The following is a 19,366-nucleotide window of genomic DNA, read 5'->3' as shown; positions in this document are numbered from 1 at the left end:
CGATGACGACCAGCCTCCTGTTGGGCGCCCTGTTCAACTTTGCGTTTTTCTATCCCATCATCATGGCGTTCTTCTGGATGATCGGAGGCACGTACTACTACCTGCGACGCGAACGCGGCACGCCCGGCCCCTCGTCGCCGCCACCGTTGGCCAGCGAGCCGTTCGTATCGCTGCTGGTGCCCTGCTACAACGAGGCCAAGCATGTCGGCGAGACCATCGCCGCGATGAGCGCGCAGAACTATCCGGATTTCGAGATCATCGCCATCAACGATGGCAGCAGCGACAACACGGCCGAAGCGCTCGACGATCTCACCCACCAGCATCCGCGCCTGCGCGTGGTGCACCTGGAACAGAACCACGGCAAGGCCAACGCACTGCGGGTCGGCACGCTTGCATCGCGCTCGGACTATCTGGTGTGCGTGGATGCCGACGCCATCCTGGACCCGAATGCCACGCGCTGGATGGTGGGCCACCTGATCTCCGGCCCGCGCGTCGGCGGTGTCACCGGCAATCCGCGCGTGCGCAACCGCACCACATTGATGGGCCGCATGCAGGTGGGCGAATTTTCCGCCATCGTGGGCCTGATCAAACGTGCGCAGCGCGTCTACGGGCGCCTGTTCACGGTGTCGGGCGTGATCTGCGCGTTTCGCCGCTCGGCGCTGCACCACGTCGGCTTCTGGTCCGACAACATGGTCACCGAAGACATCGACATCTCCTGGCGTCTGCAGCTGGACGACTGGGATATCCGCTACGAGCCCAACGCGCTGTGCTGGATCCTGATGCCGGAGACCTTCCGTGGCCTGTGGATGCAGCGCCTGCGCTGGGCACGCGGCGGCGTGGAAGTGCTGCTGAGCCACGGCCGCCGCGTGCTGTCCTGGCGCAGCCGACGCATGTGGGGCGTGTTGCTGGAATACGCGCTCAGCCTGGCCTGGGCCTACACGATGCTCTTCATCATCGTGCTGTGGCTGCTCGGCAAGGTCATCCCGCTGCCGCCTGCGCTGTACGTCGACACCATCCTGCCGCGCTGGCATGGGCTGGTGCTGGCGGTGGTGTGCCTGATGCAGTTCGCCACCAGCCTGGTGATCGAACGCCGCTACGAAAAAGGCCTGGCGCGCCAGTTCTTCTGGGTGATCTGGTATCCGGTCGCCTTCTGGATGATCGGCATGCTCACTGCCGTCATCGCCTTCCCCCGCGCCCTGCTCGCACGTCGCAGCAAACGCGCCCGCTGGAAAAGCCCCGACCGAGGAATCCAATGACACCGCCCATCATCAACCTGCCACAACGCCTCGGCCGCTCGCGCCGCCTCGCCTACGGCGCCGCCACCGCCGGCGCCTGGATGGTCTATTTCTATCTGTGGGCACCACTGGCAACGCTGATCGCCTGGTTCTTCGGCCTGCGCAGCGCCTACACGGAGCTGTATCTCAAGCACAACGCCCTGGATCCATTCGCGCTGGGCGCCCTGCCGGTGATCGCACTGATGAGCGCCATCACCACCGTCGGCTGGGCCGAGTACAACCGCATCCGCTTCGCCAAGGCCGACCGGCGCAAGCGCCGCCCCACCGTGCTCGAACCGGAAGTCGATCAGCGCCTGGGCGTCCCCGAACAGCTCGGCAGCCTGCTGCGCCACAGCCGCATCTCATCGGTGGCGATGGATAAGTTTGCGCGGCCGGTGGGGGTGCGGGTGGTACGGCGCGGGTGAGTGGCTCTTGCAGTTCGTGCAACATCCTGGCGCAAAACCATGATGTTCGCTCCAGGCTCGGCCCGTATCAAAGAAACCGTACAACGTGCGCACCGGCGGATGCACATTGCGGACAGGAGCCTGGGCACCGTGACGATTTATACGGTGAGAACAACCATGGCAACTCTCCACATCCACGCCATCAAAACAACGGGCGCAGATCAGCTTCGGGCCGGGATCCTGTACACCACGGAATCGTATTTGACTCCCGAACTTCGCCCAACCTCGACTCCACCAAGGGACTCTGCGATGCGACGGCTTGGCCTATTCACATCCGCTACGGGATAGATGAATCCGGCAGAGCCAAACGCTTCCGCCCCCCAGCCGACGATTGTTCTAACCGCTTCACGCCCGTACCCATGGCCATGTTCGCTTTCCCGGATCCAGATGCCGACTTCCGGCTCAGGCGTACCTGTGCGATGAAGACCGCACAGTCCAGCAAATGCTCGCGTAGCGTCGATCCGTATCACAAAGTTGAAATCCTCCCCCTTTTCATTTTCCTTCAACCACCCTTGCCAGACACCCTTGAAATCCATCCGTGATTGCGGAGGATCAAACGACATGTAGCGCGTCAAGGAAGGAGTGATGCATGCAAACACCTCGTCTGCATCAGCTGGCGTAAACGGCCGAAGTCGCAGGCGCGGCGACACCAGTTCGATCTGGCTCCAGTCCACTCGCAGGTGTTCCAACGTCATGCATTGCGATCCTTATCCAAGCAACGTCCCATTGACCTCGGCGACCCAAGCGCATGGAGCTTCTAGAATAGCCTTTTGTATGGTTGCGGGGGTAATGCCCATTTCCACCAGTTGATCGCGGGATAAATGATTTTCGTGAACCCTGGTGCGAATATCAAAAATTGCATCGATATCGGCCCGGCCAGCGAGTCTGCTGGTTTTCTCCATGATGCACTGCTTTATATTCAATCCATATGATCCAGATGGTTTTTAGATATCTGGCGTAATCAACGGCGGCCTCGTTCGCATGGCAGCAGCTCCGTCATCTCACTCCTCCCGCTGCGTCGCAGCCGTGGCGGCACGTCTTTGAGATCGGCTTACGCATCATGACCGCTTGCGTGTCGGTTGGACCAGCCCATGACCGCGGCTGCCCATTTGCCAGATCATTCCGATCAGGTGGAAACATCTTCGAGGATGAGCCGGCACACATGTGCCTGCCGAAACCAAACCGCTCGAGATGCTAAGTGATTGATTCCTGGTGACCCCGGCCCGATTCGAACGGGCGACCTTCCCCTTAGGAGGGGGACGCTCTATCCAGCTGAGCTACGGGGCCAAGGTGGGCATTGTCGCACGATCGTTGCGATTGCCAAGCCGGTGGGTGGTTGGCGGAGCCTGCTAAAATCGGCGGCTACCCGTGTCGCGGTGGCCCTGGCTGCCGCGCGACCGTCCCGACCTTTGGAGATCCCATGTCCGCTGACCTGCTCAAGGCGCTCGACCTCGCCGCGTCCAATTCCGGTACCTATCTTGGCGAGGCGACCTGGTCGCAGGCGACCGGCGCCGGGGTGCTGCAGCCGCTCAATCCGACCACCAATGCGGTGATCGCCGATGTGCAGGCGACCACGCCGGAGGATTACGAGCTGATCGTCCAGCGTGCGCAGGCCGCCTTCAAGGTCTGGCGGACCACGCCTGCGCCGCGCCGTGGGGAAGCCGTCCGCCTGTGTGGCGAGGCGCTGCGCGCGCACAAGGATGCGCTGGGCTCGCTGGTGGCGCTGGAAATGGGCAAGAGCAAGCCCGAGGGCGATGGCGAGGTGCAGGAGATGATCGACATCGCCGACTTCGCAGTGGGCCAGAGCCGCATGCTGTACGGCTACACCATGCATTCGGAGCGTCCGGGCCACCGCATGTACGAGCAGTACCAGCCGCTGGGCCTGGTCGGCATCATCAGTGCGTTCAACTTCCCGGTGGCGGTGTGGGCGTGGAATGCGTTCCTGGCGGCGATCTGCGGCGATATCTGCATCTGGAAGCCGTCCAACAAGACCCCGCTGACCGCGATCGCGACGATGAAGATCTGCAATGCGGCATTGAAGGACGCCGGCTTCCCGGACATCTTCTTCCTGATCAACGATGCCGGCACCTCCCTGTCCGAGAAGCTGGTCGAGGACAGCCGCGTGCCGCTGATCAGCTTCACCGGGTCGACCCAGATCGGCCGCGTGGTTGCGGAAAAGGTCGCGCGCCGCCTGGGCCGTTGCCTGCTCGAACTGGGCGGCAACAACGCCATCATCCTGGACGAAACCGCCGACCTGAAGCTGGCCATCCCCGGCATCGTGTTCGGCGCGGTGGGCACCGCCGGGCAGCGCTGCACCACCACGCGCCGCCTGATCGTGCATGAATCCATCTACGACAACGTGCTGGCCACGCTGGTCAAGGCGTACAAGCAGCTCGACAGCAAGATCGGCGACCCCACCGACCCGGCCAACCTGATGGGCCCGCTCAACAGTCAGGGTGCGGTGGAGCAGTTCCTGGCCTCGATCGCCAAGGCCAAGGCGGCCGGCGGCACGGTCGAAGTGGGCGGCACCGCGATCGATCGCCCTGGCAACTTCGTGCTGCCGGCGATCGTCACCGGGCTGCAGAACAGCGACGCGGTGGTGCAGCACGAGACCTTCGCGCCGATCCTGTACGTGATGAAGTACAGCACGCTGGACGAGGCGATCGAGCTGCAGAACGGCGTGCCGCAGGGCCTGTCGTCGTCGATCTTCACCCAGAACCTGAAGGCGGCCGAGAAGTTCCTGTCGGCGGCCGGCAGCGACTGCGGCATCGCCAACGTCAACATCGGCACCTCCGGTGCGGAGATCGGCGGTGCGTTCGGTGGCGAGAAGGAGACCGGCGGTGGCCGCGAATCCGGCTCGGATGCGTGGAAGGTCTATATGCGTCGCCAGACCAATACGATCAACTACTCCGACTCGCTGCCGCTGGCACAGGGCATCAAGTTCGATCTCTGATCGACGTGTGCAGGCGCGCCGGGCATCGCGCCGGCGCGCTGTCGCATGCGTGCCGGACCATGGCTGCTCCGGTGCGTCCGCGCCCGGCATCCACGCTCCCGGCGGCGTGGCCCCGATGCCGTGGTCACAGCCGTGAGTCGCACCTGCGCATCATCTGTGCGTCCACGATTGCCCTCGCCGCTCAGTCCGATGCCGGGGCGAGCAGACCTCCAGCCCCGCCCGTTCGCGTCAAACCCGACCACGCGATTGCGTTTGGCCGCAGATGGCACGCCATTCGGGCGGCGGCTCTGGGATAATCGGGCCACGCCAGCCGTCGGCTGCCGCCACTTCAGGAGTTCATGATGAACGTCGTCGTTCGACAGACCAGCGCCATGGCCATCGTCAGCCTGGTCTCGGGCATTCTCGGCTGGACGCTGATCCCGTTTCTCGGCAGCCTCTGCGCCATCATCACCGGCCATCTGGCGCGCGGCGAAATCCGCCGCAATCCGCAGGGGCTGGACGGCGACGGGCTCGCCATCGGCGGGCTGATTCTTGGCTGGTTGGCGGTTGCGCTCTGGGTGGCAGGGGTGGCGATCTTCATCCTGTTCTTCGGCGGCCTGGCCTGGCTTGCGGCAGCCAACAGTTGAGCATGGCCGCGCCCTCCTCCGCCCAACGCTTCAACGACCGCGTCGCGGCCTATGTGCGCTACCGGCCAAGCTATCCGCCACAACTGCTGCGCTGGCTGCACGAAGAGCTGGGCGTGACGCCGGCCACCACGGTGGCCGATATCGGCGCCGGCACCGGCATCTCCAGCCGGCTGTTCCTGGAGGCCGGCTATCCGGTCACGGCGGTGGAACCCAACCCGGCCATGCGCGAAGCCGCGCAACAGTGGCTGGCGGAATTCCCCACCTTCCGCGCGGTCGACGGCACCGCCGAGGCCACCGGGCTGGCCGCCGCCAGTGTCGGATTGGTGTCCGCGGCGCAGGCCTTCCACTGGTTCGACGTTCGGGCGGTGCGCGCCGAATGGGCGCGCATCCTGCAGCCCGGCGGGCTGGCGGTGATCTACTGGAACAGCCGCGAACTGGACACCACCGATTTCCTGCGCGGCTACGAACAGCTGCTGCTGGACTACGGCACCGACTATTCGGCCGTGGCCGAGCGCTATCAGGACGATGCCACCATGCAGGCCTGGTTTGGCGACGGCTTCCGCGCGATGGCGCGCTTTCCCAACGTGCAACGGCTGGATTTCGATGCCTTGCGTGGCCGGCTGTTGTCTTCGTCATATGCGCCGCTGGCGCATGACCCGCGTCATGTCCCGATGCTCGCCGCGCTGCGCACGCTGTTCGATGCGCACGCGCGCGACGGGCTGATCGACTTCCAATACCAGACCCGGGTGTTCGCCGGGGGATTGAACTGACCCACATGTATTCGCTTGCCCGCCCCTTGCTGTTTTCCCTCGACGCCGAGCGCGCCCATGCGCTGGCATTGCGCTCCATCGATGTTGCCTACCGCACCGGCACCACATCGCTGCTGGCCAGGCGCCCGGAGCCGCTGCCGACACCGGCCTTCGGGCTGATGTTTCCCAACCCGGTCGGTCTCGGTGCCGGCCTGGACAAGAACGGCGAGCACATCGATGCGCTGCTTGCGCTTGGCTTTGGGTTTGTCGAGATCGGCACGGTCACCCCGCGGCCGCAGGAGGGCAATCCCAAGCCGCGCATGTTCCGCTTGCCGGAGTACCAGGCGGTGATCAACCGCATGGGCTTCAACAACCTGGGCGTGGATGTGCTGGTGGCCAACGTGCAACGCGCGCGTCGTCGCGGCGGCCTGCTCGGCATCAACATCGGCAAGAACAAGGACACGCCCAACGAAGAGGCGACCAGCGATTACCGCTATTGCATGGAGCGCGTCTACCCGCTGGCCGATTACATCACCGTCAACATCTCCTCGCCCAACACCGCCGGCTTGCGCGAACTGCAGGAAGAGCAGGCGCTGCGTCGGCTGATCGCCGACCTGCGCGAAACCCAGGAAGCCCTGGCCGCGCAACACGGCAAGCGCGTGCCGATGCTGGTGAAGGTGGCGCCGGACCTCAACGACCGCGACATCGATGCGGCCGCGCGCGTGCTGGCCGACCTGGCGGTGGATGGCGTGATCGCCACCAACACCACGGTGACGCGCACCTTGATCGCCAATCATCCGCTGGCTGGCGAGGCTGGCGGCCTGTCGGGTGCACCGCTGCTGGGGCAATCCACGCTGGTGCTGCGCCGCTTGCGCGCCCGCCTGCCCGAGTCGATTCCGTTGATCGGCGTGGGCGGCATCAATTCCGGTGCGGACGCGGTGGCCAAGATGGCGGCCGGCGCGACCCTGGTGCAGTGCTACAGCGGCCTGGTCTATCGCGGGCCGCCGCTGATCGGCGAATGCGTCAATGCAATCCGCCGCCGCCGCGAGGCGCCCAGCGGCGGTGCGGTGTCGCCGTTATGAGCACCGCAGCGCAGGCCGGCTGGCGCTTGAGCGAGCACGCGCCACTGCGCGCGCTCAATACCTTCCATGTGGAGGCCACGGCACGCTGGTTGCTGGGCATCCACGCACCCGATGCGCTGCCGCAGGCGCTGGCGGCACCGGAGATCGCCGGGCAACCACTGCTGGTGTTGGGCAGCGGCAGCAACGTGCTGCTGGCCGGCGACCCGCCGGGCTGCGTGCTGTGTTTCGAAAACCGCGACATCGCCATCATTGCGCACCACGCCGACCATGCCATCGTGCGCGCCGGTGCCGGCGTCAACTGGCATGCGCTGGTGTTGTATTCGCTGCAGCAGGGGTTGTCGGGGCTGGAGAACCTGGCCTTGATTCCCGGCACGGTCGGCGCCTGCCCGATCCAAAACATCGGCGCATACGGCGCGCAGGTGGGCGACTTCATCCATGTGGTGGATGCCTTCGACCTGCAGGCCCAGCAATTCGTGCGACTGACGGCGGCCGAGTGCGCCTTTGCCTATCGCGACAGCGTGTTCAAGCAGCAGCCGGAGCGTTACCTGATCGTCGCGGTGGAATTCAATCTGCCGCTGCTGCATGAGTTGCGGCTGGACTATGCCGGCATCCGCGAGGAACTGGCCAGCATGGGCGCCGAACTGGCCGGTGCCGCAGATGTGGCGCAGGCGGTGATCAATATCCGTCGGCGCAAGCTGCCGGACCCGGATGTGCTCGGCAATGCCGGCAGCTTCTTCAAGAATCCGTTGCTGCCCAGCGAGCAGATCGCCGCGTTGCAGGCCACATTCGCCGACATGCCGGTGTATCCCGGCGAACAGCCCGGCCAGGGCAAGTTGTCGGCGGCCTGGTTGATCGAACAGTGCGGCTGGAAAGGCCGGCGCGAGGGCGATGCCGGGGTATCGCCGGACCACGCGCTGGTGCTGGTCAACTACGGCACTGCCAGCGGTGCGCAACTGCTGGATGTTGCGCGGCGCATCGCCGAGTCGGTGCGCGAGCGTTATTCGGTGATCCTGGAGCCGGAGCCACGCATCATCGGAGCGCATTGGTGACCGCAGCGCAGGCGTCGCGACGTGCCGCGCTGTGGATGCTCACCAGTACCTTCGCCTTCGGCCTGATGGCCATCTGCATCCGGCTGGCGTCAAGCACGATCGCCACCACCGAGATCGCGTTCTTTCGCAATGCGTTCGGGCTGCTGGCCCTGTTGCCGCTGATCCTGCGCCCCGGCAAGGCGCTGCCGCGCACGCGGCAGTTACCGCAATATCTGGCACGCACCCTGATCGGCCTGGCCTCGATGCTGTGCGGGTTCTGGGCGATCGGCCACCTGCCGTTGTCGCAGGCGATCTCGCTGTCGTATTCCACCCCGTTGTTCGTCACCGTCCTTGCCGTGGTGTGGCTGCGCGAACAGGTGCGCCTGCGGCGCTGGCTGGCGGTGGCGGCCGGATTCATCGGCGTGCTGGTGATCCTGCGGCCGGGCTCGTCCACCTTTACGCCCGGGCTGCTGATTGCGCTGCTGGCAGCGGTGATCAGCGCCGTGGTAGCGATCCAGATCAAACAGCTCTCGCGCAGCGACGACTCGGACACCGTGGTGTTCTACACCTATGTGTTCTGGGTGCCGATGTCGCTGATTCCGGCACTGTTCCAGTGGACCTGGCCGCACGGTATCGACTGGCTCTGGCTGGCGGCGACCGGCATCTTCGGCACCGCCGGGCAGCTGTTCTGGACGCGCGCGCTCAAGCTGGGCGAAGTCTCCGCACTGCAGCCGATCAGCTTCATGCAGCTGCCGCTGGTGGCGCTGCTGGGCTGGTGGCTGTTCGGCGAGGCGATCGAACACCATACCCTGGTCGGTGCGGCCATCATCATCAGTGCCAACGTCTACATCGCGCATCGTGAAAGCGTGCTGGCACGCCGCGCCGCCACGCATGCGCCGCTGGAAGGCGCAAAACCGGGCGAGTGATCGATCGTCCGCAGGCGGCCTGACCGGCGCGCGCAATGGCGTGGCGACGCTGCCGACGTACACTGCGCCGGTACGCGCTCCCCGGGCATCGAAGGGCGATGCGTACGCACATTCGTTGACTGTTCCAAGGTGAGGTCGGCATGCCGGTTCCAAGCAAAACCATCGGCCTGATCGGCGGCATGAGCTGGGAATCCACCCTGCCCTACTACCGCATCATCAACCAGCGGGTGCGCCATGCCTGCGGCGGCCTGCACTCGGCCAAGGTCTTGTTGTACAGCGTCAATTTCCATGAGATCGAGCGCCTGCAACACGCCGGCGACTGGGACGGCGCCGGCCAGGCGATGGCGGCAGCGGCGCGCGCGCTGCATGCCGGTGGCGCCGACTTCCTGGTGCTGTGCACCAACACCATGCATTGCGTTGCCGATGCGATCACCTCCGCCACGCCGCTGCCATTGCTGCATATCGCCGATGCCACGGCCGAGGCGCTGATTGCGGCGGGCGTCACCCGGGTCGGACTGCTCGGCACGCGTTTCACCATGGAACAGCCGTTCTATCGCGAGCGCCTGGCTGCGCGTGGCCTGCAGGTGCTGGTACCGCCGGCCGACGTACGCGCGCAGCTGCATCGGGTGATCTACGACGAACTCTGCCAGGGCATCATCCGGCCGGCGTCGCGCGGCTATTTTCGTCAGGTCATGGCCGACCTCGGCCAGGATGGCGCGCAAGCGATCATCCTGGGCTGTACCGAGATTTCGCTGCTGGTGGACAGCAGCGATGCACAGTTGCCGTTGTTCGACACCACCGCCCTGCATGCCGAAGCGGCCGCGCACGCAAGTGTGCGCGACTGACCGCCACCAAAGGCGCAGCCAGCGCGCCTTTCCCGAAGTGCGTCCGCCCCGCCGTTGCGTGCAAACGTGCAAGCTGCGCATTGCCGCAGCGATGGCATGGGTGCCTCACACTCCGCGGCTGCAGCACGCGCAGGCGCGCGATCACCTGCCACAGGATGTCATGCCTTGAAGACCCGTCCAGCAACAGGCACCGCACCAGCAAGCCAGCTCACACGCGGTGATTACAAGACGCTGGCGTTGTCCGCACTGGGCGGCGCGCTGGAATTCTACGACTTCATCATCTTCATTTTCTTCGCCACGGTGCTGGGGGAGCTGTTCTTCCCGCCGGGCATTCCGGAGTGGATGCGGCAGTTGCAGACCTTCGGCATCTTTGCAGCCGGGTACCTGATCCGCCCGCTGGGCGGGATGGTGATGGCGCACTTCGGCGATCTGCTCGGTCGCAAGCGCATGTTCGCGCTGAGCATCGGGCTGATGGCGTTGCCGACGCTGGCCATCGGCGTGCTGCCGACCTACGCGCAGATCGGCCTGGCCGCCCCCTTACTGCTGCTGACGATGCGGTTGCTGCAGGGCGCGGCCATCGGCGGCGAAGTCCCCAGTGCATGGGTCTTCGTCGCAGAACACGTGCCTGCACAGCGCAGGGGACTGGCGTGCGGGACCTTGACGGCCGGCCTGGCAGCCGGCGTGTTGCTCGGCTCGCTCAGTGCCGGGGCGATCAATCGCGCCTTCACACCGCAGGAAATCGCCGAAGGCGCCTGGCGCCTGCCGTTCCTGGCCGGTGGCATCTTCGGCCTGCTTTCGGTGTATCTGCGGCGTTGGCTGCACGAAACACCGGTGTTCGCCGAGCTGATGGCGATGCGTGCCCTGGCGCGCGAGACGCCGCTCAAGGTGGTGCTGCGCGATCATCCACGCAGTGTGGCGCTGTCGTTGTGGCTGACCTGGATGGTGGCGGCCGGGGTACTGGTGGTGTCGTTGATGACGCCGACGCTGCTGCAGAGCGCCTACCACTATCCGGCAGCGGTCGCCTTGCAGGCCAACCTGCTTGCGGTCCTGCTGCAGGCGGCCGGCTCGATCGTGGCCGGCGCCTTGTCCGATCGCTACGGCAATGGACGCGTGCTGCTTGCCGGCAGCGTATTCCTGGGCGCCAGCGCCTGGCTGTTCTATCGGCTGGCCGGTGATCCGCAGTTGCTGTTTCCGCTATATGCCCTGATGGGCGCGGCGCTCGGCGTCCTGGGCGCGGTCCCGCGCGTCATGGTCGAGGCGTTTCCGCCGGTGGTACGCCTGTCCGGCGTGTCATTCGCCTACAACCTGGGCTATGCGGTGTTTGGTGGCCTGACCCCGTTGGTGGTGGTGATGCTGCTCAAGCAGCACCCGATGGGACCGGCGTATTACATGATTCTGCTGGCCGTGATCGGCAGCGTGATCGGGCTGCAGTTGTGGCGCCGGGAACGTGCGAGTCGTCGCTGAGTCAAAGGCAGCACGGCGCCACTTTCGGTACCCGCACTTACGCCGACCGCGTTCGACCGCAAAGCGGTCGTGCCCTCAGGTCGAAGCGGGATGGCGACGCCAATGCGGCCGCCGCGCGCCGCGAAACATCACCAGATACAGCCCGACCACCCACACCAGCGCGGCCGACCAGCCGCCCAGGATGTCGGAGGGGTAATGCACCCCCAGGTAGATCCGCGACACCCCCACCAGCACCGCGAACCCACTTGCAGCAATGGCCACCGGCCAGCGCCAGCGGGTGTTCCAGGCCAGCGAGACCACCACCGCGGCGAGCGTCATCGAGCCCATCGCATGCCCGCTGGGAAAGCTGAAGGTGCTTTCCGGGGCAATCGATTCCCACAGGCTGGGGCGGTCGCGCTGGAAAACCTGCTTGGCGCCCATGTTCAACAAGGCCGAGCCAGCAAAGCCGAGTGCGGCAAAGGTTCCCTCGCGCCAGCGCCGCAGCATCAGCAATACCAGCACGATGGCGATATCGGCCGGGATCACCCCGTACTGGTAGCCAAGCTTGGAAACCACCCCGAAAAACGCATCCAGCCCCGGCGTGGCGATGCTGCGCATGCTCCACAGCAAGGGCTCGTCGAAGTAAAAATTTTCCAGTTCGTGGACTTCGTCGGCCAGGTCGACGAACAGGCCCAGCGGCAGCAGCACGCCGGCAAACAGCAACGCCATGCGCCACGCATTGCTGCGCAGCCATCCCCTGAAACCGGCCGGCGATTCAGCCGGCGCGGCGGACATAGGTGCGTTCGACGTACTGATCGATCAGATCGATGAATTCGTAGGCAATGTTCTCGCCACGCAGGGTGACGCTTTTCTCGCCATCGATGAACACCGGCGCCGACGGCGCCTCGCCGGTGCCCGGCAACGAGATGCCGATGTTGGCATGGCGCGATTCGCCCGGCCCGTTGACCACGCAGCCCATCACCGCCAGGGTCATGTTCTCCGCGCCGGGGTTGCTGATCTTCCACTCCGGCATCTTGGCGCGCACATGGTTCTGCACCACGCCGGCCAGTTCCTGGAAGAACTCGGAGGTGGTGCGGCCGCAGCCCGGGCAGGCGGTGACCATCGGCGTGAAGGCGCGCTGGCCGGTGGTCTGCAGCAGTTCCTGCGCGACGATCACCTCCTGGGTGCGCGACTGGCCCGGCTCCGGCGTCAGCGAGATGCGGATGGTGTCGCCGATGCCTTCCTGCAGCAAAACGCTCAGCGCCGCGGCCGAAGCCACGATGCCCTTGCTGCCGATACCGGCTTCGGTCAGGCCCAGATGCAGCGCAAAATCGCAGCGGCTCGCCATGTCGCGATACACCGCGATCAGCTCCTGCACGCCGGACACCTTGGCCGACAGGATGATGCGCTCGCGCGCCAGGCCCAGTTCCACCGCGCGCTCGGCCGAATCCACCGCCGAGCGGATCAGCGCCTCGCGCAGCACGCGGCCGGCATCCCAGGGCGTGTCGCGCTGCGAGTTCTCGTCCATCAGCTGCGCGGCCAGCGACTGGTCCAGCGAGCCCCAGTTGGCACCGATGCGCACCGGCTTGTCGTACTTGATCGCAAACTCGATCAGCTGCGCGAACTGCAGATCCTTCTTCTTGCCGAAGCCGACATTGCCCGGATTGATGCGGTACTTGGCCAGCGCTTCGGCGCAGGCCGGCTCGGCGGCGAGCAACTGATGCCCGTTGTAGTGGAAGTCGCCGATCAACGGCACCTCGATCCCCATCATGCGCAGCTTGTCGACGATGCGCGGAATGGCCGCGGCCGACTCGGCGTTGTTGACGGTCAGGCGCACCATTTCCGAGCCGGCGCGCCACAGGTCGGCCACCTGCTTGACGCTGCCGGCGATGTCGGCGGTGTCGGTATTGGTCATCGACTGGACGACCACCGGGTGGCCACCGCCAACGGTCACGCTGCCGATCTTGACGGCCTGGGTGATGCGGCGCGGCCAGGCGGTGGCGTCGGCGGGAGGGGTTGGGCGAGTCACGGCGTCGTACATCGCGGTATTTTAGCCTGTCATCGGTCCGCTCACAGCTGAAGCGCTGCGCGCGCCGTCTTCCAGGCCGATGCGACGGTTTGTCGCAGGCCGCCACGCCCCCGAGCGCATAGCATTGCCGTGATGAATTCCTCAGACGCCTCTTTCCTGCGGACCCTGTGCAGCCTGCGCTGGCTGGCCACTGCCGGCCAGGCCGCCACCATCCTGGTCGCCACCGGGCTGATGGGCCTGGATCTGCCGCAGCAACCCTTGTGGGCCGGCGTGGCCGCACTGGCGGTGTTCAACCTGTATGCGCAGCTGCGGGTGGCCCATCGCGGCGCGGTCAGCCCGGCCACCGAATTCGGCCACATCCTGGTCGATGTCACGGTGCTGACCTGGATGGTGGGCTGGAGCGGCGGCATCGCCAACCCGTTCGGCTCCCTGTTCCTGGTGCTGATCGCCCTAGCCGCGCTGGCCCTGCCGCTGGGCTGGGCGATGGCGGTGGCGGCGGCCTGCGTGGCCGGTTATGTGATCAGTGCAGCGTTCGGGCTGCCGCTGCCCTATGGCAGTTTCGACCCGCTCAGCCTGCATATGTGGGGCATGGCCGCCAACTTCCTGTTGTCCACGGTGGTGGTGCTGGCCTTCGCCACCCGGCTGGCCTTGTCGATGCGCGAACGCGAGCGCGAGATCTCCACGCTGCGCGAGCGCTTCGCGCGCAACGAGGGCATCGTGGCGCTGGCCACGCATGCGGCCTCGGTCGCGCATGAGTTGAACACGCCGCTGGCGACGATGACGCTGCTGGTCGACGACATCGCCGACCAGTGCGACCAGAGCGAGTTGCGCGAGGATCTGGACACCCTGCGCGAGCTGCTGGTGCAGTGCCACGAGCGCGTGCTGGCGCTGGCCGCACCGGCCGACAACGGCCACCTCAGCCGCGAAGTCGCGGTCAAGGACGTGCTGGAACAATGGCGGCTGGTGCGCCCGACCATCGAGCTGCGCCGCAACGACGATGCGCCGATGCGCCTGCTGCTGCAGCCCGGGGTCAGCCATCTGCTGATGGTGTTGCTCAACAATGCGGCCGATGCCGGCGAACGCGCCGGCCGGCCGCAGATCGACCTGACGCTGCGCGTGGAGCAGGATCATCTCAGCGGCGAAGTACGCGACTACGGTCCGGGCTTCGATACCTCGCAAGCCATGCTGCCCGGCACCCTGTTCAACAGCGGCAAGCATGACGGCATGGGTGTTGGGCTGGCGCTGTCGCATGCCACCGTCGAACGGCTGCAGGGCGAGTTGTGGATGCTGCCCGCCGAAGGCAGCGGCGCCCGCGTCGGTTTCCGTCTGCCGCTCTCCGAACACGAGGCACTCGCATGACAAGCACTCCCCTGCGCACCGGCCTGCTGGTCGACGACGACACCTTGTACCTGCGCACGCTGCAACGCAGCCTCGCCCGCCGCGGCGTGGACACCCTGACCGCCACCGATGCGGCCAGTGCCTTGTCGACCGCACGCAGCGCCCTGCCGGATTTCGCCTTGATCGATCTCAAGCTCGGCCACGATTCCGGCCTGAGCCTGATCCAGCCGTTGCGCGAGATCCGCGCCGACATGCGCATCCTGCTGGTCACCGGCTACGCGAGCATCGCCACCGCCGTGGAGGCCATCAAGCTCGGTGCCGACGACTATCTGCCCAAGCCGGCCAATATCCCCACCATCATGCGGGCACTGGGCGAAGAGGACGACGAGCTGCCCGAGCCGGACGAAGAAGAAACCGCCCGGGAAATGATGACACCGCTGAGCCGCCTGCAATGGGAGCACATCCAGCAGGCGCTGCACGAGACCGGCGGCAATGTCTCGGCTGCCGCACGCCTGCTCGGCATGCACCGCCGCTCGCTGCAGCGCAAGCTGACCAAGCGGCCAAGCCCGGGGCCGTTACGCGAGCCTGGGCGTTAAGACGCGGCCAGTTGCCGTGAGGACAAATCGTTCGAGGGCGCGGCACCCTCGCCGCTCGCCGGACACGCCGTGACCCCATCCCCAGGGGCGCGTTGGCGGCATCCATGCCGCCAACGTTCCGGCAACCGGCAAGGGCACGGCTCCAGCCAGTTGGTCGGTGCTCTTGTGAGAGCTGTCTGTCGTGCGGCGCCCATCAGACATGGCCCATGCGTCGTGAGCGAACGACGCATCCAGCACCGCTCTTACCGTGCACACCGACCATCTCAACTGGTCCTTGCCCGCTCACCGTCGCGGGACCCTGAGCGGCATGGATGCCGCGCCGGAGCCTACATGGACGTACTTGCGGCGTGTCCTGCGATGGTGGGCGGGCAAGGGCCCTGCAGCCAACGCGCAGCGTCGAGGGCGCGGCGCCCTCACCGCACCAAACAGTTGGTCGGCGCTCTTGTGAAAAGCTGTCTGTCGTGCGGCGCCCATCAGACATGGAGCCGATACGTCATGAGCGAACGACGCATCCAGCACCGCTCTTACCGTGCACACCGACCATCTCGATAGGTCCTTGCCCGCTCACCGTCGCGGGACCTTACACGGCATGGATGCCGCGTAAGAGCCTCCATGGACGGATTCACGGCGTGTCCCGCCATGGTGGCCGGGCAAGGGCCTGCAACCAAGCGCCGGATCGACCACTCTACCGACTGTGGAGCTTCAATCTCAACGCGGGCCGAATACGCTCGCCCTGCGCGAGGTCGCCGTGATGCCATCGGCGCCCAGGATCAAGTTGCGGCCCCAACTGCTGAGGCGCGTGGCGTTCCAGCCGATTGCGATATCCAGCGATTGCGTGCTGCTGTCGTTGCCCGACCACGACCAGCCCAGGTAGCCAACGTTGTATTCGCGGGCGCGACGCATGATCGCCGCCTCGTCCACCTGCGCGCCGCGATGGTCTCCTCCGAACTCGCCGATCACCAGTGCCAGCTTTTTATCGCGGAAAGCGCGCAAATACTTGTTGACCGTTGCATCGCTGCCGAACACTTCGTACATGTGCACGCTGAAGATCAGGTTGCGGCGGCTGTCGCGCGCCAGCAAGGCGGCCGCGTTGTCGCGCATGTAGAACTTCCAGTCCTGGCCCCAGTTCGGTGCATCCACCATCAATGCGTGGGTCAGCCCGGTCTTGCGCAACGCGGCGATCGCCGTTGCATGGCCATTGACCCATTCGCTGGCGCTCAACTGGTTGCCGAACGGCTCGTTGCCGATGTTGATGATGACGTGGTCTTCGTTGCCGATCAGTGCCTTGCGGATGCTGGTCCAGTACGCAGTGGCATGGGACAGACCGGCGGCGGCGCCGTCTTCGCCATAGCCGGTGGTGTCGTGCACCTCCAGCACCGCGATCAAGCCCAGGCTTTTGCAGCGCGCGATGATGCGCGCCACCTCGGCCTCCGGCGTACGGTTCCAGCGATAACCGGAACTGAGCACCACACGCACGCTGTTGGCGCCGGTGGCGGCAATGGCGGCCAGGGCCGCATCGGTTCGGCTTGCGTACCAGGCGTGCGGCAGATTGACGCCACGCAATACCACGGTATTGCCATTGGACTCACTCAGCTGGGTGCCGGACACCGACAGCCCTGCGTGCGCGGCAGACGACAATGCCAGGCCTGCAACGACCAGCAGCATGCGGCGGGCAAAACGGGGCAACGGTGATTTCACGATCGATTTCCAGGCAGCGGGGAGGATGACGGGCGATGGCGTAATTCACAGCGCCCGTGAACACTGTGTCAATTTGCGGTAGCTGTTGATGCAATGCCTGTCACACAACGAACAAGCAACAAATTAGGTGCGCTGAATCGTTACGGCTCGTGGGACGACAAGGTGGGCTTACCACCAGTGATCGGCCAGGCGTCGATAATGTTGAGCGGCGCGGATCGGTGCCGACGGCGCTGCCGGCCCGTCGCATCAGGCATGACGCAGGAACCGGCGCAATCGCCGGCCTGGCGCCCAGCCGTCGCCCAAACCGTTGCCTGATGCCGTCGCATTGCGGCCGTCGCCGCGGCGCTTCAACCGCGGCCACCGTGCGGGAAAGCCGCGTCAACTGAACAAAGCCCGGTGCTGTCGATCAAGGGATCACGCTTCAGGCCGATACGAGCACATGCATTCCGCGCTCGCTCCCGTCAGTTCCCCTCCTCCGCCCGAGGTCGATGAGTCGACCCGGTTGGCCGTCCTGCGTGGTCTGTGCCTGCTGGACTCGCCGCCCGATCCGGTGTTCGAGACCATCGCCGCGATGGCTGCCCGCAACCTGGGCGCGGAAATCGCACTGGTGTCGCTGGTGGACGAGCATCGCCAGTGGTTCAAGGCCCGCATCGGCCTGGAGCCGCAGGAAACACCGCGCGACCAGGCGTTCTGCGCGCATGCGATCCGCACCCACGAGTTGATGGTGGTGCCCGACGCGCAACTGGATCCGCGCTTTTGCGACAACCCGCTGGTGCTGGGCCCGCCGTTCATCCGCTTCTACGCCGGCGCACCGCTGACGCTGCGCGACGGCCACCGCATCGGCACCTTGTGCGTGATCGGAACCAGCCCGCGCCCGGGTCTGGACGCCGAGGCGATCACCCAACTGGAAGGCCTGCGCGACCTGGCGGTGCTGCGGGTGGAAAACCTGCGCAGCACCACCTATCGCGACGGCCCGACCGGGCTGCCCAATCGGTCGCGCTTTGCCGAAGACCTGGATGCCTGGCTGTCGCAACGCGACAGCGCCCCGGCCACCACCGCCGTGGCGGTCGACATCTGCGGCAGCGATTATTTCCGCGAAATGGTCAAGGCGCTGGGCTGGGACTATGCCGACGGCTATGTGGCGCTCGCGCAGCGCCGCCTGGCGGCCTATCTGCCCGCCGGCACCGCGTTGTATCGGCTGGACCCGACCACCTTCGGCTTCCTGGCCCAGGTCGAGACGCACCGGTTGTCCACGCTGTGCACCAAGGTCTCCAAGGCCTTTGCCGAGCCGCTGGAACATCAGGGCATTCCGCATACCCCGGTCGCCTCGATCGGCGCGGTCTCGCTGCAAACCAGCTATGGCGCGGCCGACACCATCCGTTCACTGACCACTTCGGTGGACATCTCGCGCGAGCGCGGCGCGCCCTGGAGCATGTACGAGCGCAAGCACGACGTGGCCCAGCGCAATACCTTCCGCCTGCTGGCGGCCCTGCCCGCCGCGCTGGACAGTTCCAGTCAGCTGCGTCTGCACTACCAGCCGCGCGTGGACCTGCACGATCACCGCTGCGTCGGAGTGGAAGCGCTGCTGCGCTGGCAGCATCCGATGATCGGCCCGGTGATGCCCGCCGACTTCGTGCCGATGGCCGAGAAGACCGCGTTGATCAACCGCATCACTGCCTGGGTGATCGACAACGGCATCGCCCAGGCCGCGCGCTGGCAGCAACAGGGCCTGGACTTCAATCTGGCCTTGAACGTGTCGGCCGCCGACCTGGACCGGCCCGGATTCGTCGGCCTGCTGCGGCGTGGCCTGGAGCGCCACAAGCTGGATCCGCGCCGGCTGGAGATCGAATTCACCGAAAGCGCGATGATCCGCCACCCCGAGCATCTGGCCGAGCAACTGGCGGCGATCGCGGCGCTGGGCGTGCACATCGCCATCGACGACTTCGGCACCGGCTACAGCAATTTCAGCTATCTCAAGCAGCTGCCGGCCAGCTCGTTGAAGATCGATCAGTCCTTCATCCGCTCGTTGCCGAACAACCGCACCGACCGCACCCTGGTGCCGGCCATGATCCAGCTCGGCCACAGCCTGGGCCAGCGCGTGGTCGCCGAAGGCATCGAATCGGCGGAGGCCTACACGCAGTTGCGCGCCTGGGGCTGCGACGAAGGCCAGGGCTACTGGATCGCCAAACCGATGCCGGCGGCCGCACTGGAAACCTGGCTGCAGACGCCGTGGCACGAGCAGTTCGAAGCACCGGTCAACCTGCTCGCTGCGAGCCTGGCCGCGGCGCGGGTGTAAGCGGCAACCGCACAACGGC

The 19,366-nt window shown here is 66.0% G+C and carries 18 protein-coding genes and 1 tRNA gene; 13 read left to right on the top strand and 6 right to left on the bottom strand.

Features of this window, described 5'->3' with window-relative positions:
- Positions 1 to 2 precede the first annotated feature (2 nt).
- Together pgaC and pgaD are read left to right on the top strand one after the other, a co-directional pair.
- Positions 3 to 1,256 carry a poly-beta-1,6-N-acetyl-D-glucosamine synthase gene (gene pgaC, locus EO139_RS18100; protein WP_104585337.1) on the top strand — a complete coding sequence of 418 codons (1,254 nt, stop codon included), beginning with the start codon at positions 3 to 5 and terminating at the stop codon, positions 1,254 to 1,256.
- Complete coding sequence (gene pgaD / locus EO139_RS18095; protein WP_104585335.1) at positions 1,253 to 1,699, top strand: poly-beta-1,6-N-acetyl-D-glucosamine biosynthesis protein PgaD; 447 nt, start codon at positions 1,253 to 1,255, stop codon at positions 1,697 to 1,699. Before pgaC ends, pgaD begins: the two co-directional genes overlap by 4 nt.
- Positions 1,700 to 1,899: 200 nt before the next feature.
- On the opposite strand, the gene EO139_RS18090 is transcribed toward pgaD, so the two are convergent.
- From EO139_RS18090 to EO139_RS18080, 3 genes are all read right to left on the bottom strand, one after another.
- A complete protein-coding gene (locus EO139_RS18090) occupies positions 1,900 to 2,433 on the bottom strand; it encodes a GNAT family N-acetyltransferase (RefSeq protein WP_206515159.1) in 534 nt (177 codons plus the stop codon).
- A gap of 12 nt (positions 2,434 to 2,445) precedes the next feature.
- Positions 2,446 to 2,640 (bottom strand): hypothetical protein, encoded by a 195-nt coding sequence (locus EO139_RS18085; RefSeq protein ID WP_126971765.1) that lies wholly within the window; start codon positions 2,638 to 2,640, stop codon positions 2,446 to 2,448.
- A gap of 308 nt (positions 2,641 to 2,948) precedes the next feature.
- Positions 2,949 to 3,025: transfer RNA gene (locus EO139_RS18080), tRNA-Arg, on the bottom strand.
- Between the two features lie 133 nt (positions 3,026 to 3,158).
- Between EO139_RS18080 and EO139_RS18075 the strand changes: the two genes are divergently transcribed.
- The 8 genes from EO139_RS18075 to EO139_RS18035 all read left to right on the top strand — a co-directional run bounded on the left by EO139_RS18075 (position 3,159) and on the right by EO139_RS18035 (position 11,411).
- Positions 3,159 to 4,691 (top strand): aldehyde dehydrogenase family protein, encoded by a 1,533-nt coding sequence (locus EO139_RS18075; protein WP_115676813.1) that lies wholly within the window; start codon positions 3,159 to 3,161, stop codon positions 4,689 to 4,691.
- A 341-nt stretch (positions 4,692 to 5,032) separates the two neighbouring features.
- Positions 5,033 to 5,317, top strand: coding sequence for a DUF4190 domain-containing protein (locus tag EO139_RS18065; protein WP_016903110.1), 285 nt, complete (start codon positions 5,033 to 5,035; stop codon positions 5,315 to 5,317).
- A gap of 2 nt (positions 5,318 to 5,319) precedes the next feature.
- Positions 5,320 to 6,087: a class I SAM-dependent methyltransferase gene (locus EO139_RS18060; protein WP_164739366.1), complete on the top strand. Its 768-nt coding sequence runs from the start codon at positions 5,320 to 5,322 to the stop codon at positions 6,085 to 6,087.
- A gap of 5 nt (positions 6,088 to 6,092) precedes the next feature.
- The gene (locus tag EO139_RS18055; protein WP_104585325.1) at positions 6,093 to 7,148 is read left to right on the top strand and encodes a quinone-dependent dihydroorotate dehydrogenase; all 1,056 of its coding nucleotides are present in this window, start codon (positions 6,093 to 6,095) and stop codon (positions 7,146 to 7,148) included.
- Positions 7,145 to 8,197, top strand: coding sequence for a UDP-N-acetylmuramate dehydrogenase (gene murB / locus EO139_RS18050; RefSeq protein WP_119128425.1), 1,053 nt, complete (start codon positions 7,145 to 7,147; stop codon positions 8,195 to 8,197). The genes EO139_RS18055 and murB overlap by 4 nt, the downstream gene beginning before the upstream one ends.
- Complete coding sequence (locus tag EO139_RS18045) at positions 8,191 to 9,102, top strand: DMT family transporter (protein WP_104585321.1); 912 nt, start codon at positions 8,191 to 8,193, stop codon at positions 9,100 to 9,102. Before murB ends, EO139_RS18045 begins: the two co-directional genes overlap by 7 nt.
- A 140-nt stretch (positions 9,103 to 9,242) precedes the next feature.
- A complete protein-coding gene (locus EO139_RS18040; protein WP_126971761.1) occupies positions 9,243 to 9,947 on the top strand; it encodes an aspartate/glutamate racemase family protein in 705 nt (234 codons plus the stop codon).
- A gap of 165 nt (positions 9,948 to 10,112) precedes the next feature.
- Positions 10,113 to 11,411, top strand: coding sequence for an MFS transporter (locus EO139_RS18035; RefSeq protein WP_126971759.1), 1,299 nt, complete (start codon positions 10,113 to 10,115; stop codon positions 11,409 to 11,411).
- A 75-nt stretch (positions 11,412 to 11,486) separates the two neighbouring features.
- Here EO139_RS18035 and EO139_RS18030 read toward each other — a convergent pair whose 3' ends face one another.
- On the bottom strand, positions 11,487 to 12,185 hold the full coding sequence (locus tag EO139_RS18030; protein WP_104585315.1) for a phosphatase PAP2 family protein: 699 nt from the start codon (positions 12,183 to 12,185) through the stop codon (positions 11,487 to 11,489).
- The gene (ispG, locus tag EO139_RS18025) at positions 12,166 to 13,431 is read right to left on the bottom strand and encodes a flavodoxin-dependent (E)-4-hydroxy-3-methylbut-2-enyl-diphosphate synthase (RefSeq protein WP_024940821.1); all 1,266 of its coding nucleotides are present in this window, start codon (positions 13,429 to 13,431) and stop codon (positions 12,166 to 12,168) included. The genes EO139_RS18030 and ispG overlap by 20 nt, the downstream gene beginning before the upstream one ends.
- A 120-nt stretch (positions 13,432 to 13,551) precedes the next feature.
- Between ispG and EO139_RS18020 the strand changes: the two genes are divergently transcribed.
- Together EO139_RS18020 and EO139_RS18015 are read left to right on the top strand one after the other, a co-directional pair.
- On the top strand, positions 13,552 to 14,778 hold the full coding sequence (locus EO139_RS18020; protein WP_164739365.1) for an ATP-binding protein: 1,227 nt from the start codon (positions 13,552 to 13,554) through the stop codon (positions 14,776 to 14,778).
- Positions 14,775 to 15,353, top strand: coding sequence for a response regulator transcription factor (locus tag EO139_RS18015; RefSeq protein ID WP_104585309.1), 579 nt, complete (start codon positions 14,775 to 14,777; stop codon positions 15,351 to 15,353). Before EO139_RS18020 ends, EO139_RS18015 begins: the two co-directional genes overlap by 4 nt.
- Positions 15,354 to 16,061: 708 nt before the next feature.
- Here EO139_RS18015 and EO139_RS18000 read toward each other — a convergent pair.
- Positions 16,062 to 17,018: a glycoside hydrolase family 5 protein gene (locus tag EO139_RS18000; protein ID WP_126971818.1), complete on the bottom strand. Its 957-nt coding sequence runs from the start codon at positions 17,016 to 17,018 to the stop codon at positions 16,062 to 16,064.
- Positions 17,019 to 17,490: 472 nt separating this feature from the next.
- Here EO139_RS18000 and EO139_RS17995 point away from each other — a divergent pair, with 472 nt between their 5' ends.
- Positions 17,491 to 19,347, top strand: a complete 1,857-nt coding sequence (locus tag EO139_RS17995; RefSeq protein WP_126971755.1) for an EAL domain-containing protein — start codon at positions 17,491 to 17,493, stop codon at positions 19,345 to 19,347.
- Positions 19,348 to 19,366 lie beyond the last annotated feature (19 nt).

Origin of the sequence: Xanthomonas sp. BRIP62411 (assembly GCF_003993525.1) — a bacterium.
Taxonomy (GTDB): Bacteria; Pseudomonadota; Gammaproteobacteria; order Xanthomonadales; family Xanthomonadaceae; genus Xanthomonas; species Xanthomonas euroxanthea.
Note: the sequence above shows the minus strand (reverse complement) of the source record. Positions and strands in the feature narration are given on the sequence as shown.

Coding starts and splice junctions, on each gene's coding strand:
- EO139_RS18065 (WP_016903110.1), top strand. CDS start 5,033: ATGAACGTCGTCGTTCGACAGACCAGCGCCATGGCCATCGTCAGCCTG.
- EO139_RS18090 (WP_206515159.1), bottom strand. CDS start 2,433: ATGACGTTGGAACACCTGCGAGTGGACTGGAGCCAGATCGAACTGGTG.
- murB (WP_119128425.1), top strand. CDS start 7,145: ATGAGCACCGCAGCGCAGGCCGGCTGGCGCTTGAGCGAGCACGCGCCA.
- EO139_RS18055 (WP_104585325.1), top strand. CDS start 6,093: ATGTATTCGCTTGCCCGCCCCTTGCTGTTTTCCCTCGACGCCGAGCGC.
- pgaD (WP_104585335.1), top strand. CDS start 1,253: ATGACACCGCCCATCATCAACCTGCCACAACGCCTCGGCCGCTCGCGC.
- EO139_RS18060 (WP_164739366.1), top strand. CDS start 5,320: ATGGCCGCGCCCTCCTCCGCCCAACGCTTCAACGACCGCGTCGCGGCC.
- EO139_RS18030 (WP_104585315.1), bottom strand. CDS start 12,185: ATGTCCGCCGCGCCGGCTGAATCGCCGGCCGGTTTCAGGGGATGGCTG.
- EO139_RS18020 (WP_164739365.1), top strand. CDS start 13,552: ATGAATTCCTCAGACGCCTCTTTCCTGCGGACCCTGTGCAGCCTGCGC.
- EO139_RS18085 (WP_126971765.1), bottom strand. CDS start 2,640: ATGGAGAAAACCAGCAGACTCGCTGGCCGGGCCGATATCGATGCAATT.
- ispG (WP_024940821.1), bottom strand. CDS start 13,431: ATGTACGACGCCGTGACTCGCCCAACCCCTCCCGCCGACGCCACCGCC.
- EO139_RS18040 (WP_126971761.1), top strand. CDS start 9,243: ATGCCGGTTCCAAGCAAAACCATCGGCCTGATCGGCGGCATGAGCTGG.
- pgaC (WP_104585337.1), top strand. CDS start 3: ATGACGACCAGCCTCCTGTTGGGCGCCCTGTTCAACTTTGCGTTTTTC.
- EO139_RS18000 (WP_126971818.1), bottom strand. CDS start 17,018: ATGCTGCTGGTCGTTGCAGGCCTGGCATTGTCGTCTGCCGCGCACGCA.
- EO139_RS18015 (WP_104585309.1), top strand. CDS start 14,775: ATGACAAGCACTCCCCTGCGCACCGGCCTGCTGGTCGACGACGACACC.
- EO139_RS17995 (WP_126971755.1), top strand. CDS start 17,491: ATGCATTCCGCGCTCGCTCCCGTCAGTTCCCCTCCTCCGCCCGAGGTC.
- EO139_RS18075 (WP_115676813.1), top strand. CDS start 3,159: ATGTCCGCTGACCTGCTCAAGGCGCTCGACCTCGCCGCGTCCAATTCC.